15 protein-coding genes are annotated in these 13,070 nt (G+C 50.7%); 9 read left to right on the forward strand and 6 right to left on the reverse strand.

The annotated features are described in order from the left end of the window. Positions 1-57: 57 nt before the first annotated feature. Complete coding sequence (nusA, locus tag DU481_RS07450; protein WP_350133567.1) at positions 58-1,530, reverse strand: transcription termination factor NusA; 1,473 nt, start codon at positions 1,528-1,530, stop codon at positions 58-60. A gap of 24 nt (positions 1,531-1,554) precedes the next feature. Continuing rightward, positions 1,555-1,983, reverse strand: a complete 429-nt coding sequence (rimP, locus tag DU481_RS07455) for a ribosome maturation factor RimP (protein ID WP_090321667.1) — start codon at positions 1,981-1,983, stop codon at positions 1,555-1,557. A gap of 275 nt (positions 1,984-2,258) precedes the next feature. On the opposite strand from rimP, the gene acs reads away from it, so the two are divergent. Beyond that, on the forward strand, positions 2,259-4,229 hold the full coding sequence (gene acs, locus DU481_RS07460; RefSeq protein WP_350133568.1) for an acetate--CoA ligase: 1,971 nt from the start codon (positions 2,259-2,261) through the stop codon (positions 4,227-4,229). Positions 4,230-4,273: 44 nt separating this feature from the next. After that, positions 4,274-5,239: an MBL fold metallo-hydrolase gene (locus tag DU481_RS07465; RefSeq protein WP_350133569.1), complete on the forward strand. Its 966-nt coding sequence runs from the start codon at positions 4,274-4,276 to the stop codon at positions 5,237-5,239. Between the two features lie 85 nt (positions 5,240-5,324). Here the strand turns inward: DU481_RS07465 and DU481_RS07470 are convergent, their stop codons facing one another. Next, positions 5,325-5,543 (reverse strand): C4-dicarboxylate ABC transporter, encoded by a 219-nt coding sequence (locus tag DU481_RS07470; RefSeq protein ID WP_350133570.1) that lies wholly within the window; start codon positions 5,541-5,543, stop codon positions 5,325-5,327. Between the two features lie 233 nt (positions 5,544-5,776). On the opposite strand from DU481_RS07470, the gene DU481_RS07475 reads away from it, so the two are divergent. Genes DU481_RS07475 through DU481_RS07485 form a run of 3 tightly spaced genes read left to right on the forward strand, consistent with a single transcriptional unit; the run spans position 5,777 to position 7,605 of the window. After that, on the forward strand, positions 5,777-6,847 hold the full coding sequence (locus DU481_RS07475; RefSeq protein WP_350133571.1) for an alkene reductase: 1,071 nt from the start codon (positions 5,777-5,779) through the stop codon (positions 6,845-6,847). A gap of 9 nt (positions 6,848-6,856) precedes the next feature. Further along, positions 6,857-7,372 carry a lipocalin family protein gene (locus DU481_RS07480; protein WP_350133572.1) on the forward strand — a complete coding sequence of 172 codons (516 nt, stop codon included), beginning with the start codon at positions 6,857-6,859 and terminating at the stop codon, positions 7,370-7,372. A 32-nt stretch (positions 7,373-7,404) separates the two neighbouring features. Beyond that, the gene (locus tag DU481_RS07485; RefSeq protein ID WP_350133573.1) at positions 7,405-7,605 is read left to right on the forward strand and encodes a DUF2905 domain-containing protein; all 201 of its coding nucleotides are present in this window, start codon (positions 7,405-7,407) and stop codon (positions 7,603-7,605) included. A gap of 537 nt (positions 7,606-8,142) precedes the next feature. Here DU481_RS07485 and DU481_RS07490 read toward each other — a convergent pair. From DU481_RS07490 to DU481_RS07500, 3 genes are all read right to left on the reverse strand, one after another. Continuing rightward, a complete protein-coding gene (locus tag DU481_RS07490; protein ID WP_350133574.1) occupies positions 8,143-8,313 on the reverse strand; it encodes a hypothetical protein in 171 nt (56 codons plus the stop codon). Between the two features lie 81 nt (positions 8,314-8,394). Then, complete coding sequence (locus DU481_RS07495; RefSeq protein ID WP_350133575.1) at positions 8,395-9,867, reverse strand: Ni/Fe hydrogenase subunit alpha; 1,473 nt, start codon at positions 9,865-9,867, stop codon at positions 8,395-8,397. Between the two features lie 5 nt (positions 9,868-9,872). After that, complete coding sequence (locus tag DU481_RS07500; protein WP_350133576.1) at positions 9,873-10,430, reverse strand: NADH-quinone oxidoreductase subunit B family protein; 558 nt, start codon at positions 10,428-10,430, stop codon at positions 9,873-9,875. Between the two features lie 282 nt (positions 10,431-10,712). Between DU481_RS07500 and DU481_RS07505 the strand changes: the two genes are divergently transcribed. The 4 genes from DU481_RS07505 to DU481_RS07520 are packed head-to-tail and all read left to right on the forward strand — an operon-like array spanning position 10,713 to position 13,042. Continuing rightward, positions 10,713-11,357 (forward strand): hypothetical protein, encoded by a 645-nt coding sequence (locus tag DU481_RS07505; protein ID WP_350133577.1) that lies wholly within the window; start codon positions 10,713-10,715, stop codon positions 11,355-11,357. A gap of 48 nt (positions 11,358-11,405) precedes the next feature. Continuing rightward, on the forward strand, positions 11,406-11,927 hold the full coding sequence (locus DU481_RS07510) for a phage tail protein (protein WP_350133578.1): 522 nt from the start codon (positions 11,406-11,408) through the stop codon (positions 11,925-11,927). Positions 11,928-11,974: 47 nt separating this feature from the next. Further along, the gene (locus tag DU481_RS07515; RefSeq protein ID WP_350133579.1) at positions 11,975-12,493 is read left to right on the forward strand and encodes a phage tail protein; all 519 of its coding nucleotides are present in this window, start codon (positions 11,975-11,977) and stop codon (positions 12,491-12,493) included. A 48-nt stretch (positions 12,494-12,541) separates the two neighbouring features. After that, positions 12,542-13,042 (forward strand): phage tail protein, encoded by a 501-nt coding sequence (locus tag DU481_RS07520; protein WP_350133580.1) that lies wholly within the window; start codon positions 12,542-12,544, stop codon positions 13,040-13,042. The last annotated feature ends 28 nt before the right edge of the window (positions 13,043-13,070 follow it).

Raw genomic sequence — 13,070 nt, forward strand, 5'->3', positions numbered from 1 at the left:
GCAGGCTTCCAAAATAAACAACACCCCGGTTAATTTATTACTAACCGGGTATTTAAATCAAGTAAACCATGGTTCACGTGCTTTGATAATTAATTGATTTGCACGTTCAATATCAATACCGGTTATCTCAACCAGATCATCGGCAGCCAGATCGGCCAAATCGGCTTGTGTATTAATCCCTTTCGCTGCTAGCTCGCGCACGAGATTAATATCCATACCTTCTATGGCAAGTAAATCTTCCGCGACATGTTCAACTTTTTCTTCATTCGCGATAGCATCCGTGAGCAGCACGTTACGCGCACGATTGCGGATCTCGGTGACGGTTTCTTCATCCAACGATTCGATTTCCAGCATCTCGTTCAATGGCACGTAAGCCACTTCTTCCAGCGTAACGAAGCCTTCTTGCACAAGAATTTCCGCGATCTCTTCGTCGACATCGAGCTTTTGCATAAAGAGCTGGCAAATTTGCGATGATTCTTGCTCATGCTTGGCTTTGGATTCTTCCACCGTCATGATGTTCAGTTCCCAGCCGGTCAACTCGGAAGCTAAGCGCACATTTTGTCCGCCGCGGCCGATGGCCTGAGCCAGATTATCATCGTCGACCACGATGTCCATGCTGTGCTTTTCTTCATCGACCATGATGCTGCTGATTTCTGCGGGTGCCAGCGCATTGATGATAAAAGTCGCGGGATCGTCCGACCACAGCACGATATCAACGCGTTCGCCAGCCAGTTCACTGATAACCGCCTGAACTCTGGAGCCGCGCATGCCGACGCAAGTACCGATCGGGTCGACACGCTGATCGTTCGATTTGACGGCAATTTTGGCGCGCGATCCGGGATCACGGGCGGCCGCTTTGATTTCCAGCAGACCTTCCTCAATCTCCGGCACTTCCAGTTCAAACAATTTCATCAGAAATTCCGGGGAATTACGCGAGAGCTTTAATTGCGGCCCTCTGGCAGCGCGATCCACTTTATGCAGATAAGCCCGGACTCGGTCACCGACACGCAAGTTTTCTTTCGGTATCATTTGGTCACGAGGCAGCTCGGCTTCGATCTTTCCGGACTCGATAATGGCATTGCCACGTTCCATGCGTTTAATCGTGCCGGTAATTAAATAATCTCCGCGTTCCAGGAAATCATTCAATGTTTGCTCACGTTCGGCGTCGCGTATTTTCTGGAAAATGACTTGTTTTGCGGCTTGCGCGCCGATACGTCCGAACTCAATGGGTTCCAGCGGTTTTTCCAGAAAATTGCCAACCTGAATATCCGCATCGGTTTCTGCCGCATCACTCAAAGCGATCTGGCGCGCAGGATCTTCCACCGCGCCATCTTCGACAACCAGCCAGCGGCGGAAGGATTGGTGATCTCCTGTGGCTCTGTCAATAGAAACCCGAGTCTCGATATCCTCTTGAAATCGTTTTTTCGTAGCGGATGCCAATGCGAGCTCCAGCGCAGTGAAAACAATCTCTTTTTCCACCGCTTTCTCGCGTGCCAATGCATCAACCAACAGTAAAATTTCGCGGCTCATAGTCCTCCAGCCAAATCTATATACCTACAATTTTGGAACCAAACGCGCTTTTCCAAGATTACTCAATTCAAGATCAAACAACTTTCCTTCGCTTTCCAGTTTTATTATGCCATTATTTATTTCCCGCAAAACTCCCACAAAATTCCGTTGCCCCTGAACCGGGATGCGCAGTTTTAGTTTGACCGTTTCTCCTTTGAAACGGATAAAATCCGCTTCTTTCCGCAACGGCCTGTCTAATCCGGGCGATGACACTTCCAACCGGCCATAATCGATGTTCTCAACTGCAAACAGCCGACTGAGATGATTGCTGATTGCTACACAATCATCAATGTTAATACCGCCCTCTTTATCCACGAATATTCTTAATAATTTGTTGTGTGCTAGCCGTTCTACTTCAACCAACTCGTAACCCATTCCTTGCAGAGTCGATTCCAATAATTCTTCTAATACCATAGCTCCACCACAAATAAAAAATGGGCTGAAAAAGCCCATCGAATTTATTGATTTTATTTTAACAAATATTTGCGAAATAGGAAACATAAACTTTCGCCAAAGGTAATATTTTCAGCGATTTTCAGTGCTTTACCAGCACTCTCTGAATAGCCTGTTTAATGATATTTTGAGGTCGCAGTTTTTAATGTATCCGAAATTAAGAAGTATAAGGTGCCTGGAGCCAATGATACAATTCTGTCTCAGTGTATTGAACGAATGAATACCGGAGATATTGCATGTCGACGATTGAATCAGTTTTAAATGAAACCCGTATTTTTCCGCCCTCTGACGAATTTTCTAGCCAAGCCAATGTATCCAGCTTTCAAGCTTATCAAGCTTTGTGTGCGGAGGCCGAGCAGGATTACCAGCGTTTCTGGGCCAAACGGGCGAAAGAGCGGATTCTTTGGCATAAGCCTTTCACACAGATACTGGATGATCGTAATGCGCCGTTTTATAAATGGTTCGCCGACGGTGAGTTAAACGTTTCGTATAATTGCCTCGACCGGCACTTGGTTACCCAGGCGGATAAGGTCGCCATTATTTTTGAGTCCGACGACGGTGAGGTGATACGGTCGACCTACCGTGACCTCCATCAACGGGTTTGCCAGCTCGCCAATGCACTGAAAGCACGCAATATCAAGAAAGGTGACCGCGTTGTTATTTATATGCCGATGCGCATTGAAGCAGTGGTCGCCATGCAAGCCTGCGCCCGTATCGGTGCGATTCACTCCGTGGTGTTCGGCGGTTTTTCCGCTAAGAGCCTGCACGAGCGTATTCATGATGCCGGTGCTGTAGCCATTATTACAGCCGATGAGCAGGTGCGCGGCGGCAAACATCATCCGCTCAAGGCGACCGTTGACGAAGCCATGCGCATGGGCGACACCACTTCGGTTCAATTGATTGTGGTGTATCAACGTACCGGCGGGGAAATTCCATTTAATCCGCCGCGCGATGTCTGGTGGCATGAGATTACACAGAACGCCGGTAACGAGTGTGAGCCGGAATGGGTTGGCGCCGAGCATCCTTTGTTTACGCTGTATACCTCCGGATCGACCGGTAAGCCCAAGGGCGTTCAGCATTCCAGCGCAGGTTATTTGCTGGGTGCTATCATCAGCATGCAATGGATTTTTGACTATAAACCTACGGATATTTTTTGGTGTACGGCCGATGTCGGCTGGATCACCGGTCATAGCTATGTCACGTACGGGCCCTTGGCCATGGGGGCGACTCAAGTGATTTTTGAAGGAATTCCCACGTATCCGCACGCCGGACGTTTCTGGGAAATTATTCAAAAGCATCAAGTGACAACCTTTTATACCGCGCCCACGGCGATCCGCTCGTTGATCAAGCTGGGCGGCGATTTGCCCGCGCAATACGATCTGTCGTCGTTGCGCTTACTGGGTTCGGTCGGGGAGCCGATCAATCCGGAAGCCTGGATGTGGTTTTATGAAAAAGTAGGGCGGTCGCGTTGCCCCATTGTCGATACCTGGTGGCAGACGGAGACTGGCTGCCATATGATTGCGCCCACACCGGGTGCAGTTGCACTTAAGCCCGGTTCCTGCACGTTTCCGTTGCCGGGTATTTTCGCGGCGATTGTCGATGAAGCCGGTCACGAGGTCGAAAACGGTAAGGGCGGCTTCCTGGTGATCAAAAAGCCTTTTCCTTCGCAAATTCGCACGCTGTGGGGTGATCCGGAGCGCTTCAAAAAAGCCTATTTTCCGGAAGATACCGGTCATGGAAAATATTATCTGGCGGGCGACTCCGCTTACCGCGATAAGGATGGTTACTTCTGGATCATGGGGCGTATCGATGACGTGTTGAACGTTTCTGGGCATCGCCTGGGCACGATGGAGATTGAATCGGCATTGGTCGCTCATCCTTTGGTCGCGGAGGCGGCGGTCGTTGGTAAGCCGCATGAGATCAAAGGCGAAGCGGTAATTGCGTTTGTCGTATTAAAAGGCAAATATCCGCACGGCGAAGAAGTGGCGCGAATCACGGATACTTTGCGTGACTGGGTGGCGAAGGAGATCGGCCCGATTGCCAAGCCCGACGAAATCCGTTTCGGGGAAAATCTGCCCAAAACCCGGTCGGGTAAAATTATGCGCCGGTTATTGCGCACGCTCGCCAAAGGCGAGGAAATTACGCAGGATATTTCCACGCTGGAAAATCCTGCGATCCTGGAACAGTTAAAATATCCGTCCAAATAACATCCAACATTACCTTTTAAGGTTCGAGAAAAAACCGGAACAATATGTCATTACCGCTTGTTATAGATTATGAACATGGCATCAGTGCCATTGATGCGCAGTTTCACCGCCCCAAACGCGCGGCGATTCACCTGATTGTCGAAAAAGGCGTGGCCGCGTTGGTGGATACCGGCACCTCGTTTTCCATTCCCGGTGTCATCGCGTCGCTCGAACACAAGAGTATTGCCATCGAAGATGTCGCTTATGTCATCTTGACGCATATCCATCTCGATCATGCCGGTGGCGCGAGCGAATGCATGCGTCTTTTCCCCAATGCCAAACTGGTCGTGCATCCGCGCGGCGCGAGCCATATGGCGAATCCGGCGCGGCTGGTCGCTGGCGCCATGGGGGTTTATGGCGAGGCTGAATTCAAGCGCGTGTACGGTGAGATCTATCCGATCGACGCCGCGCGGATTATCGAGGCACCCGATGAAAGCCGCATCGATCTGAATGGCCGTTCATTACTGTTTCTCGATACACCGGGACATGCGCGCCACCATAATTGCATCTTCGATGAGCGCAGCCAGTCTTTTTTCACCGGCGATACATTCGGTGTTTCGTACCGCGAATTCGACGTCGACGGTTTGGAATTTGTTTTCCCGACCACTTCGCCAGTGCAATTCGATCCTGCCGCAGCGCACGCTTCGATTGATCGCATTATGCGCTATCAGCCGCGTTACGCTTACCTGACTCACTATAGCCAGATCGGTAATCTGACGCGCCATGCGCAATCCCTGCATGAATTGCTCGATGCGCATGTCGACATTGCGCAACGCGCAAAAAATGATGAAGACCGTCAAGCGGTAATCTCAAAAGCTTTACGGGAAATCTTGTTGAAGCGGCTGACACAGCAGGGTTGCCAGTTGCCGCTGGATGCGATTGATGAGCTTCTGCGCTCGGACATTCGCCTGAATGCACAAGGATTGATTCATTGGCTTGATCAACCGACGGAGCGTTTCAAACAGCTCTGATTGTGAAAAGACTGGTCTTGGCAGCCGAATAAAAATGGGGTTAAGGCGGAGAGCCTTAACCCCGTTTTTGGAGAGAGTGAAAGTCTTACGCAGTAACTTTTTTGCTCGAGTAATGGGTTTTAGTTTTGGTCGAGCTTGCTGCCATGGCGATGACCAAATAGTTTACGTACAGAATCGTACCAAGGATGATGTCGGAGATAACCCACTCGGTTGCTGATTCCGGCAAATCAAACATCGACAAAACACCAAAAAATGTGCTGCTGATGACCAATGCTGAAATAATAAAAATATGTCCTGTTTTCATGAGAATTTCCTTATTTGAACTTTATTGAGGTTGTTTGAAAAAAGCGTTTACGGCAATTGGATAGAAATCTTCACAAAAAGTTCACACTAATTTCACATTTACTTCACATATTCTGGCTTTCTATCTGAAAGATAAGGAAATTATTTTTAAAAAAATATAAAAATCTAGTAAAAAATGTACTTCACCAAATTAAGCTAAAATGATTCTGATAAATTTTTAGGGAGATTTAGTGAATGGATGTGTTGTTTTCACCGCTCGAACTGGGCGCACTGACTGTACCGAACCGCATTTTCATGGCGCCGCTAACGCGCTGCCGCGCAGGCGACGAGCATCTTCCGAATGCCATGATGGCGCAGTATTACGCGCAACGGGCAAGCGCCGGATTGATCATTGCCGAAGCGACGATAGTAATCGAGGGCAACTCAGCGTTTTGGAAAGAACCGGGCGTTTATTCCGAAGCACAAGTGATCGGTTGGAAATTGGTCACCGATGCGGTGCATGCCGCCGGTGGCAGAATTTTTCTGCAACTCTGGCATGGCGGCAGAGCCTGCCACCCATTGCTCAATCGCGGCGCGCAGCCGGTTGCGCCGAGTGCCATCGCCATCGCCGATGAAGTGCGTACGCCGGAAGGAAAAAAGCCGTATGCCGTGCCGCGCGAATTGCGTGATGACGAATTGCCCGGCATCGTTGCTGGATTCAAACAAGCCGCGCAGAATGCCAAAAGTGCGGGTTTTGACGGCGTTGAAATCCACGGCGCAAACGGTTATCTGCTGGATGAATTTTTGCGTGACGGCTCGAACAGACGCAGCGGCCCTTATGGCGGTTCGATTGAAAATCGCGCGCGGTTGATCTTGGAAGTGCTCGAAGCGGTTAGTGCGGTATGGGGCAGCGAACGGGTCGGGCTGCGTATTTCGCCGCTCAGCAGTTACAACAGCATGATCGACAGCGATCCGGCCGGATTATCTACTTGGCTGGCCAGACGGCTCAATGACTATCATCTGGCATACTTGCACGTGATTCGCGGCGATGTTTACCGCCAGCAAAGCGGCGATGTTCTGATGCCGATCCGTGAACATTACAACGGTGTCTTGATCGGCAATATGGGATACACCGCGGTAGAGGCGGATCGCGACATTGCCGCGGGCAAAGTCGATGCCGTGGCTATCGGCGTCAGCTTCCTGGCGAACCCCGATTTACCGGCGCGGATCAAAACCGGCGCAGCGCTCAATCCGCCCAATCCGGCCACGTTTTATACGTGGGATGCACAAGGCTATATCGATTACCCGGCATTAACCACTTCGTGAGTACATAAAATGCGGCTGCTATCCATTATTTTTCTCTGCGTTGCACTCAATGGGTGCTTATCAATTCCGCAGAATGTTGCGCCGGCTGACGGCTTTGAGCTCAATAAATATCTGGGGAAATGGTACGAAATTGCCCGGCTCGACCATTCGTTTGAACGCGGACTCGACAACGTGACGGCGGAATACTTCCTGCGCGACGATGGCGGTGTCAGAGTCATTAACAAGGGTTTTTCAACGGAGGAGAACAAGTGGAAAGAAGCGGAAGGCAAAGCCTATTTTGTCAGTGATCCGCAGCAAGGCTATTTGAAAGTTTCCTTCTTCGGCCCGTTTTATGGTGCTTACATCGTGTTTGAGCTGGATAAGGAAGACTATCAATACACCTTCGTCACCAGCTACGATAAATCGTATCTGTGGCTGCTGGCGAGAACACCCACGGTCAGCGATGAGGTGCTGAACCGTTTTATACAAAAATCCGGCGAACTGGGTTTTGCGACGGACAAACTGATTTTTCCGAAACAGGACTAACTCAAACTTGCGATGTGGATTGAATTCACGCGATGCAACAATTACTGATTACACTTGGAATTCTATTGCTGGTGCTCGGCCTGCTATGGCCCTGGCTGTCACAACTGCCGCTCGGCCGCTTGCCCGGCGATATCCATATCGAACGCGAGAACTTCAGCTTTCATTTTCCGCTGATGACGGGGCTGATCATTTCCATTGTGCTGACGCTGATTCTGTGGTGGTTACGGAAGTAAAACAATTCAAATTCAATTAGTTGTTTCTAGATGTGTAAGAAAGTAGCGCCCGAATTCTTGGTTCAATTGCCTAACCCATGGCACTATGTCTTCAGCCTCTAATAGGTTAAGAAATCTGGGATCGTAGTAATGTTGTTGATAGTGGTAAATGCCATTCCGGAATCGCTTCAGAAGTTCAACATTTTCTGAAGATAGTAATGAGTCAATTATAGTGTCAGTAAGCTTAGTTTCTTTCCATCCTTCTATAACTACATAGAGTGCGGCATACCAATGTGAAAGAAATAAACCACAATCACTAATGAATAGCTCCTCAGAGTCTATGATTGATGAAAAGCTTGATAACTTATCTTCGAAATGTTCTCTAAATCGGTTTGCCCCTATGTAGTAACGATGAAGGGCGAGCAATTTTTCCAAAAATGTTACCTCATTTTTTCCAAAAACGTTTGATAGTTTTTGAAAGTGCGTTAACGTTGAGATTCATGCCAAATATACTAGGCTTAATCTCTAAAATTTCAGGTGTATTCTCGATACTATGAATTAAATCTCAAATTGCTCTTCGCCAACCTTCATTAATGTCCTTGGCGCCAACTTGATATTCAGCTTTTTTAAAGCTTCTAACCTGTATGTATTGAGCCTAGAACGGTCTCCAGTTTTCACATAATGCTGTGCTGCTGCAATAACTTCCCATGATTCTTTATCTGGTTGCACTTTTAATAACTCCCGAAGCTAACCGTTTGTGGTAGCTAGATAATGGTGGTACTAGGATTACCAATCTTATTTTAATTTAGATCAATTAGTTTCTCCATCCACTCCCTTCGTCAACTGGTGAATCACCTTTCCTGTCATGTCTTGCAACGTCACTTGCAGCGGCATTTTACCTAGTGCATGCGTCGCGCAGGAAAGGCAGGGATCGTACGCACGCACGGCGACTTCAAGGTGGTTTAGCAGCGCTTCGGTGATTTCGTGGCCGTCAAGGTATTGATTGGCGACCACGCGTACCGATTCGTTCATGGCTTGGTTGTTGCTGGTGGTCGAGACGATCAGGTTGGCTTGCGTAACCAATCCTTCGTCGTTGACCTGATAATGGTGAAACAATGTGCCGCGCGGGGCTTCGATGACGCCGATGCCTTGCGGTTGCCAGTTGCCTTTATCCGCCAATAAATCGGTGCCGGTGATGTCCGGGTCTTGCAGCAAAGCGTGGATCGATTCGGTGCAATGCAACAGTTCGATCATGCGTGCCCAGTGGTATGCCAGCGTGTCGTGTACCGCTCCGCCGTTGCCATAGCCTCTGAAGCGCAATCGCGCGGCTTCGGCCAGCGGTGTTGAGATGCGATCGCAATTGTTGATGCGCGCGAGCGGGCCGACGCGGTACCAGCCTTGTCTGGTTCCCAATGCGGAAAAATACGGGAACTTCAGGTAGCTCCACGAACGCACTTCTTCTTTGAGGATTTGTTGATAATCGCAGTAATCGAACTGATCGAAAATCGAACTGCCGTCGGCAGCGCGTGCGCGCAATCCGCCGTGGTAGAACTCCAGTTCGCCGTTGCTGCCGGTCATGCTGAGATAGTGGCTGCGTAGCGTGCCGAAATCACGATGTTCCGGGTGCGCGGTGTGAATTTCTTCGTTCAGCGCCAGTGCTTCCTGACTCCATTGCAGAATATCGTCAATTCCGGTTAGCAACGCATCGCGCTCAGGCAGCGTGAGCGGTTTGTTCATGCCGCCGGGCACAGTGCCGGTGCCGTGAATGCGTTTGCCAGTGATCGCTTCGATGATTTGCTGGCCGAATTTGCGCAGTTTGACGCCTTTCATTGCAATTTCCGGAAATTGCTCCAGCACCCCGGCAATATTGCGCTGTCGCGGATCGCTGCCGAAACCGAATAGAAAATCGGGCGACGACAGGTGGAAGAAATGCAGCGCGTGCGATTGCAGCATCTGGCCGAAATGCAGCAAGCGGCGCAGCTTGGTTGCTGTTGGCGTGAGTTGCCGCACCCCGGCGATTTGATCCACCGCTTTCCCTGCCGCCAGTTGGTGGCTGACCGGGCAGATACCGCATAAGCGCTGCACGAAAAACGGCACTTCCCAGTACGGGCGGCCCTGGATGAATTTCTCGAAACCGCGGAACTCGACGATATGGAAGCGCGCTTCGACGATGTGGTTATTGTCGTCGATCAGCAGCGTGATTTTGCCGTGCCCTTCGACGCGCGTGACCGGATCGATGGCAATGCGGCGGGTTGTCGGCGATGCGGGTTTGTCTGGCTCCATAGCGCTTAATCGTAATGCAATTGGGATTTGGAAATGACTGGCTTTTGTCCGGTCAGCAGCGGTTCGAGCAGTTGCAGAAACGCATCGGCGGAAGGCGGGCAGCCGGGTAGATAGTAGTCGATATGCACCACTTCGCTGACCGGGTATACCTTGTCGAGCAACAACGGTAATTCGGGGTCATTGGGGATTTGCGGGTGAGTGATGCCGGTTCCGCTCAAATACACTTCCTCCAAACACTCCTGCAAGTCGAAATAATTGCGCATTGCCGGTACGCCACCGTTGATCGCGCACGCGCCGACCGCCACCAAGATGGCACAGTTGGCGCGGAATTCGCGCAGCACATGCACGTTTTCCGCGTTGCACACACCGCCTTCGATCAAGCCGATATCGCACGGCCCGCAGTGCTTGATGTCGGTAAACGGTGAACGATCCAATTCAACCTGTTCAAGTAAAACGGCGAGACGTTCGTCCATATCCAGAAAAGACATGTGACAACCAAAGCAACCGGCCAATGACGTGGTGGCGATTTTGAGTTTGCGTTTGATCGTGTGTTCAGTCGTCATTTTTTATCGGATTCCTTGACGGATAGTTCTTACACAGCGGGTGCATGGCGTTTTGTTTTACCTGTCATTAAATGCCGGTCGAATGCGGTTATTTTCATGAATAATATAATGAATTGCCGATGCAGAAATCCCTTGATCTGGGTTACGATATGAGAGTATAACGTAACTGAACTAAGGGACGGGTATCAGTAATCCCGGTTATAAAACCAACGGCTATCACGCTGGCTTCGTCCTCGTAATTGCTAACAAAAAACATTCGCATATCCCAAGGAGAACTTTCCAATGAAGAAATATTTACCTGCAAAAACAATTGTAGCGCTTGCACTGTTGGCTGGATCCCAGCTCGCACTTGCAAACACGGTCGTAACCCTCGGTGATCAGGATTTTGCCGACGGTGCAACACCCACAACCGGCGACTTTTTGACTGCCGGAAGCGGTGAACCTGCGCCGTTCAATGGTGTATTCAGCGGAGCGGATACTATCTCGAATTTCTCCGCCAGCTGGACATTTTCCTATGGCGCAATCGTGGATGTCATTACCGGTGGCAGTTTGAAATTCGGAATTTATGAACATGAATCCGCCGCCACTGGAAATCAAGTGGCGTCTTTTACGATCAACGGAACTGATTTTACCGGTGCGCTCAATACGCTGTTCGAATCGCATGGCGGCGCCAGCCGGGAAGATAACGTGTATACGTTGACGTTGCCATCATCAACCTTTGCCGGACTGGCGTCGGGTACGGTTAACGTTTCTCTGTCGCTGGCGGGTCCGGGATTGGGCTTGTTTGGTGAAACGGCATTTAACGGCGCTGCACTGGATTTTGCCACGCTGGATATCGCAACGGCGGTTCCGGAACCACTGACGAGCACTCTTTTGTTGATGGGCCTTCCGGCAATATTGGTTGCAGCGCGGCGCAAGATGGTTTGATGCGGGCGTGATTGTGACTGAAGTTTTTTTAGGAACGAGGAGAAAATTATGCCCGATCCATTTATAGGTGAAATCACGACTTTTGCCGGCAATTTCGCCCCCGTCGGCTGGGCTTTATGTCAGGGTCAGTTACTTCCAATTGCGGAGAATGAAGCACTGTTTTCGCTCATCGGAACAACCTACGGCGGCGACGGTGCATCGACTTTCGCTTTGCCAAATCTCGCCAGCCGCATTCCGTTGCACCAGGGTGCCGGACCCGGCCTTAGTCCAAGAGTGATCGGCGAGTTGGGTGGCAGCGAGACAGTCACTTTGACTACCGGGCAATTGGCGGCTCACAACCATACCGCAGTTTGCTCTAACACGGCTGCCAATAGCGCCAGTCCTGTGAACAGTTACTGGTCGACCGATCCCGGTGGTAATACCGGGGCGTACAGCACGACTGCTGGCAGCACCATGGCCGCTACGGCGATCGGCAATACCGGCGGCGGGCAACCGCACAACAATGTGCAACCCTATTTAGTCATCAATTACATCATCGCACTCGAAGGTATCTATCCTTCCAGAAGCTAGGGGATGAGAGTTCTACGCGGTGATAGTTGAACAAAGGAGATCCTGGCATGAGTGATCCGTATATTGGAGAAATCCGTTCGTTCGGATTTAATTTCGCGCCGGTAGGCTGGGCGCAGTGTAATGGTCAGTTGTTGCCCATTGCCAGTAACACGGCGTTATTTTCGATTCTTGGTACAACCTATGGTGGTGATGGCAAAACAACTTTTGCGCTGCCCAACCTCCAGGGCAATGTTGTCATGGGCGCAGGAAAGGGAGGCGGTCTCTCTAACCGTGTTTTGGGCGAATCCGGCGGCACGGCGACGGAGACGTTGACGATTCAGCAGATTCCTTCGCATACTCACCCGGCCAACGCGCAAGCCGGAAACGGCAATAAACCGGATCCTGCAGGAAATTTCTGGGCGCAGGATCTGGGCGGAAGCAAGGAATACGGCGACAGCGGACCGGCGCAGATGGCGGCTGGAACAATTACCCCTACCGGCGGTGGACAAGCGCACGATAATCTGCAACCGTATCTGGTGCTGAACTTCTGCATTGCGTTGCGAGGCGTATTTCCGCCTAGAAGTTGAAGCAGGACATTTCGCAGTAAAAATTCGACAAGATAATGAGAGGATAGTATGGACGATCCATTTTTAGGAGAGATTCGGCCCTTTGCATTCGGTTTTCCGCCCAAGGGCTGGGCGAGTTGCGATGGGCAGTTGTTGCCGATTGCGCAAAACACTGCACTGTTTTCGTTATTGGGCACGATGTACGGGGGGGATGGCCGCACCACGTTTGCGCTGCCGGATCTACGCGGCCGTGCGGGGATGCACGTGAATCCGGCGCATACCCAGGGAGAGCGCGCCGGGCAAGAAAACGTGACGCTCACAGCCGCTCAGATTCCCCCACACAGTCATACGGCAAACTGCAGCAATGTGGTTGGAACTCAGACCAGTCCGGCGGGAAAGTTCTGGGCGCAGGATTCCGGCGGCAATGTCGTGTTCAGCAGCACAGGTGGCGCCACCATGGCTGCCACAGCGGTTGGTAATGTCGGTGGGGCGCCACATCCCAATATGCAGCCCTATCTCGTAGTGAATTATTGTATTGCTTTGCAGGGTATTTTTCCGAGCCGGAGTTAGTAACTCAATACCATTGGCAAAGCCGATG

It is taken from the genome of Nitrosomonas sp. (genome assembly GCF_040240425.1).
GTDB lineage: Bacteria > Pseudomonadota > Gammaproteobacteria > Burkholderiales > Nitrosomonadaceae > Nitrosomonas.